Here is a 5569-nt window from a genome sequence, read left to right as displayed (position 1 = left end):
TACTGGTACAACGTGCTATTAAAAAGTAGTTAGTAAAGGATTAAAAACTTATTATCATTGATTAACCATTTTTGCGGTAAAATTGGGGGATTTTTTACCCAAGGTGTTAGCTTACATGATAGATGTTGTTCAAATTCAAAAAATTTTACCTCACCGTTTTCCTTTTCTTCTTGTTGATCGAGTAACAAACATTACCCCAAATGAATCGCTCATCGGTTACAAAAATGTCACCATCGGCGAACAAATTTTCGAAGGGCATTTCCCGGGTCATCCGATCTATCCGGGAGTTATGATTCTAGAGGGAATGGCACAAGCCGGCGGTATCCTCGCATTTCAAAGTATGGATATGACCGAAGAAGAAGCAGCACATAAAGTGGTCTACTTTATGAGTATTGACGGTGCAAAATTTCGTTCCCCTGTCCGCCCTGGAGATCGTTTAGAGTATCGTATGAATGTGGTAAAGCACAAAGGATCTATCTGGGTTTTACAAGGGAAAGCGTATGTCGATGATACTCTCGTTTCCGAAGCTGAACTCAAAGCTATGATCGTGGATAAATAAACCCTATGAGTACCATTTCACCACATGCTATTATCGAAGAGGGTGCAATCATCGCTGAAGATGTTGAAATAGGACCATTTTGCTTTATCTCCGGTAATGCCAAAATAGGTCGAGGGACAAAGATTGCCGCAAATACTTGCATTTATGGGAACACCACTATTGGGGAATACAACGATATATTTTCTCATGCTGTTTTAGGTTCTGTTCCTCAGGATTTAAAATACGCAGGAGAAGAGGTCGAGCTCATTATCGGCGATTACAACAAAATTCGTGAATTTACCCTCTTTAATCCGGGTACTGCGGGTGGTGGCGGAAAAACTGTTGTCGGATCACATAATCTTTTTATGGGATATGTTCACTTGGGACATGACGTTATCATCGGAAACCATTGTATCCTCGCCAATGCCGCAACACTGGCGGGTCATGTCGAAATGGGAAATCATGCCGTTATCGGCGGTATGACTCCAGTACATCAATTTGTCAAGATTGGCGATTATGCGATGATTGCCGGAGCATCGGCATTATCACAAGACGTACCGCCGTATTGTTTGGCAGAAGGTAACCGTGCGGTTTTACGCGGTTTAAACCTTAATGGTTTACGCCGCCATGTTGAACGAAGCGATATCGATGCCCTTCGAGCATCTTATCGCGAACTTTTTGAATCGGGAAAACCTCTTCAAGAACAAGCTTCTATTTTATTTGAAACTACATCAAGTGAACTCGTTAAAAATCTTTGCACCTTTATTATCAATACCAAACGGGGTATTCCCTTCGAAAGGAAAGAATCATGATACACCGCCATTGCAGCTTTTGTGAGGCTCAGGAGAGCGATCATAACCCATTAATTGCCGGAAGTAATGTTTATATTTGTAAAAACTGTGTTTTTTCCGCCTATAAAATTATGTTCGGAGACAATGATACAGACGGAAATGAACGGATTGAAAATCTCAGCCATGAATTATTAACTCCAAAAGAACTCAATAGTTTTCTTGGACAATATCTCATCGGTCAACAACGTGCTCGTAAACTCCTCTCCGTTGCGGTATACAATCACTACAAACGGATTTTCAAACATACGCATATTGACGATGATACCGAAATTGCCAAATCGAATGTCCTGCTCATCGGACCAACCGGAAGCGGTAAAACATTGATGGCACAAACTATTGCACGTGTTCTCAATGTCCCTATTGCCATTGCGGATGCGACCAGTTTGACCGAAGCAGGATACGTCGGTGAAGATGTTGAAAACATTCTTACTAAACTCCTCCAAGCAGCCGATGGTGATATAGAACGTGCCCAACAGGGGATCGTCTTTATCGATGAGATCGATAAAATTTCCCGCATGTCTGAAAATCGCTCTATTACTCGCGATGTATCGGGTGAAGGGGTACAACAAGCACTACTTAAAATCATCGAAGGTGCAGTGGTTAATATCCCTCCCAAAGGGGGACGAAAGCATCCAAACCAAGATTTCATCCAAATCGACACTTCCGGTATCCTCTTTATCTGCGGCGGTGCATTTGATGGTCTCGGACAAATATTGGAACGTAAAAAAGGGTCCAATATCATGGGCTTCGGGCACGACAAACGAAGTACTACTGAAATCGATGATAGCTTTGAAAACGTTGAACCTGATGATTTGGTGAATTATGGGCTTATTCCTGAACTCATTGGACGTTTACCGATCATCGCATCACTCAACAAAATTACCGAAGAGGAGATGGTACGTATCCTTACCGAGCCTAAAAATTCTCTCGTTAAACAATACACCAAACTTTTTGCCATTGATGATGTTGAACTCTCTTTTGAAAAAGAAGCACTCGGTGCTATCGCAGCCAAAGCATTAGCGCGTAAAACTGGAGCGCGTGGACTTCGTGCGATTTTGGAAGAGATCATGGGAGATATCATGTATGAACTTCCTGAATACAACGGCTATGAAGTGATTATCACCAAAGATGTCGTCAATGAAAATACTCAACCCGTTTATCTCAAAAAATCGAATCAAAAAAGTGCCTAGGAGCGTCAATGCTATTTAATAAACTTATCGGAATGTTCTCAAATGATCTATCTATTGATTTAGGAACTGCCAACACCCTCGTTATTTCGAAAGGCAAAGGAATCATTATCAATGAACCCTCTGTCGTTGCGGTCAAAACAGAAAAATACGGTCAACAACGTGTCCTCGCCGTAGGACGTGAAGCCAAAGAGATGGTAGGAAAAACACCGGGAAACATCAAAGCTATCCGTCCTATGCGTGATGGTGTCATTGCCGATTTTGATATGACGGAAAAAATGATACGTAAATTTATTGAAAAGGCTCATGGACGGACTTCCCTTATTAGCCCACGTATCATTATTTGTATTCCTTATGGTTTAACTCAAGTTGAGCGTAAAGCAGTACGGGAATCAGCAATGAGTGCCGGTGCTCGTGAAGTGTATTTGATTGATGAACCGATGGCAGCCGCAATCGGTGCAGGGATCGATATTCGTGAGCCTAAAGGAAATATCGTAGTTGACATCGGAGGAGGTACCACCGAAATCGGTGTTATCTCGTTGGGAGGTCTCGTTCTATGTCGTTCCATCCGTGTAGCTGGAGATAAAATTGACCGTGCTATCATGGATTATGTCAAACGCAAATATAACCTTTTGATCGGCGAGAGAATTGCCGAAGATATTAAAATCAATATCGGTACTGCGATGCCTCTCGCTCAAGAGCTTAAAATGATTATCAACGGTCGTGACCAAGTTGAAGGGCTTCTCACGTCAATCGAACTTTCCAGTGAAGATGCCCGTGAAGCGATGCGTGACCCACTCAAAGAGATCCTTGAAGCGATTCGTGATGTACTCGAAAATATGCCTCCGGATTTGGCAGGAGATATCGTTAATAACGGTGTTATCCTCACCGGAGGCGGGGCACTTATCCGTCAGCTTGATAAATACATTTCTGAAATCATCAAGATTCCAGTTTATGTAGCCGACGAACCACTTTTGTGTGTCGCTCGTGGAACCGGACGTGCATTAGAAGAGATCGATCAACTCCACGAACTCTTCGATAATGAATAAAAAATCTCTCGGTATAGGTGTTCTACTCGCTCTTTTAGTGGGTGGAGCTCTTTATTTTACCCATTTTCTACAATCACCTATAATTTATCTCAATCTATCCTTAAAATCTGCCTATAAGAATGGTATGGAGTCCATACAACATGCCCTTGATGAGCATTTTAATCAGCAGGCAACTATTATTGATTTACACCAAAAAAACCGCTTTTATGAACAAGAGATCCTCAATCTTCATCAAATCGCCGATGAATACCAAAAATTGCTTCAAGAACATAACAGTCATTTCAAAACAACACCACAAACTGCACTTGTTCGTACCCTTTCCTATGTCCGTTTCGGTGATCCTCACCGTGTATGGATAGAGATGGATAAATTTGATTCTAAACGAGTTTACGGACTTTTGTTTCGCGGTTACACCGCTGGAATCGTCGTTGCCAATAATAAAAAACCGATTGCACTGCTTAATGGAGATGTAAAAAGTTCTTATGCTGTCAATGTTGGAGCTTCCATGGCACCAGGGATTGTACGCGGCAACAATGCACGGCGTCTTATCGTGGAATTCATTCCGACATGGATTCCAATCGCTGTGGGAGATGAAGTGCTCACATCTGGGTTGGATCGTATCTTTATGGCTGGATTAAAGGTAGGAAAAGTAGTCTCCATTACCAAAGCAAGCGGTTATCAAAGTGCCGTTATAGAACCCTATTTTTACGGTAAAAACCCCGCCTATTTTCACGTAATAACTCAGATTAGATAACCTCTCCTTACCCCTTGTAATCCGATTTTAAGTGCTTCTCGTCTATAATAATAAAATTTTTATGACGAGGGGTCTCAATGCCAAAACGCGACGACATCAAAACGATATTACTCATCGGATCAGGCCCGATCGTCATCGGTCAAGCCTGTGAATTTGACTATTCAGGGACACAAGCGGTCAAGACGCTCAAAGAACTTGGCTACCGCGTAGTTTTGATCAACTCGAATCCGGCAACCATTATGACCGACCCCGAATTCGCTGATCGTACCTACATCGAACCCATCAAACCCGAAATCATCGCCGAAATCATAAAAAAAGAGAAAGTTGATGCTATTTTGCCTACCATGGGGGGACAAACGGCTCTTAATGCGGCGATGAAAATGCACGAACTTGGGATGCTAGAGGGGATCGAATTTCTCGGTGCCAACCCAAGTGCTATCAAAAAAGGGGAAGACCGCCAAGCATTCAAAGAGTGTATGGTGAAAATCGGAATGGACTTGCCAATCTCCCGTTATGCTTATAACATGGAAGAAGCGATGGCGGCGGCGGAAGCAATCGGGTTCCCGATCATCATCCGTGCGTCGTACACTCTCGCAGGTGGTGGAAGTGGTGTTGCGTATAACATCGATGAATTCAAGATGCTCGCTCAGCGGGGATTGGACGAGTCTCCGATCACCGAAATCCTAATCGAAGAGTCATTGCTCGGATGGAAAGAGTATGAGATGGAGGTTATCCGCGACCGTAACGATAACTGTATCATCGTCTGCTCCATCGAAAACTTCGACCCGATGGGTGTCCATACGGGAGACTCCATCACCGTTGCCCCTGCCCTCACCCTCACCGACAAAGAGTACCAACGTATGCGTGATGCATCGTTCGCGATTTTACGTGAAATCGGCGTTGACACGGGGGGATCAAACGTTCAGTTCTCTGTCAATCCTGAAACAGGTCGTATGATCGTTATCGAGATGAATCCACGCGTTTCCCGTTCATCCGCCCTTGCCTCCAAAGCAACCGGATACCCGATTGCTAAAGTGGCAACCCTCCTCGCGGTCGGATTTACCCTCGATGAGATCACCAACGACATCACCGGAACCCCTGCGGCGTTTGAACCGGTTATCGACTATATCGTCACCAAAGTTCCGCGCTTCACGTTCGAGAAATTCCCCGAAGCGGAATCGACCCTCACC

General features: G+C 43.7%; 6 protein-coding genes. All 6 read left to right on the top strand.

All coding sequences use genetic code 11. From position 1 onward, the window contains the following. Nucleotides 1–115: 115 nt before the first annotated feature. Nucleotides 116–559: a 3-hydroxyacyl-ACP dehydratase FabZ gene (gene fabZ / locus WA010_RS04765; RefSeq protein ID WP_422556005.1), complete on the top strand. Its 444-nt coding sequence runs from the start codon at nucleotides 116–118 to the stop codon at nucleotides 557–559. Nucleotides 560–564: 5 nt separating this feature from the next. After that, the gene (gene lpxA / locus WA010_RS04760) at nucleotides 565–1350 is read left to right on the top strand and encodes an acyl-ACP--UDP-N-acetylglucosamine O-acyltransferase (RefSeq protein ID WP_422556004.1); all 786 of its coding nucleotides are present in this window, start codon (nucleotides 565–567) and stop codon (nucleotides 1348–1350) included. Continuing rightward, complete coding sequence (clpX, locus tag WA010_RS04755; RefSeq protein ID WP_422556003.1) at nucleotides 1347–2579, top strand: ATP-dependent Clp protease ATP-binding subunit ClpX; 1233 nt, start codon at nucleotides 1347–1349, stop codon at nucleotides 2577–2579. The genes lpxA and clpX overlap by 4 nt, the downstream gene beginning before the upstream one ends. Nucleotides 2580–2587: 8 nt before the next feature. After that, on the top strand, nucleotides 2588–3625 hold the full coding sequence (locus WA010_RS04750; protein WP_422556002.1) for a rod shape-determining protein: 1038 nt from the start codon (nucleotides 2588–2590) through the stop codon (nucleotides 3623–3625). After that, nucleotides 3618–4379, top strand: coding sequence for a rod shape-determining protein MreC (gene mreC, locus WA010_RS04745; RefSeq protein WP_422556001.1), 762 nt, complete (start codon nucleotides 3618–3620; stop codon nucleotides 4377–4379). Before WA010_RS04750 ends, mreC begins: the two co-directional genes overlap by 8 nt. Nucleotides 4380–4456: 77 nt before the next feature. Then, a partial coding sequence (gene carB, locus WA010_RS04740; protein WP_422556000.1) for a carbamoyl-phosphate synthase large subunit occupies nucleotides 4457–5569 on the top strand: 1113 nt, incomplete at its 3' end.

Source organism: Sulfuricurvum sp., assembly GCF_049305995.1.
Lineage (GTDB): Bacteria > Campylobacterota > Campylobacteria > Campylobacterales > Sulfurimonadaceae > Sulfuricurvum.
The sequence above is the reverse complement of the archived record's forward strand: the minus strand, read 5'-3'. Positions and strand labels throughout refer to the sequence as shown.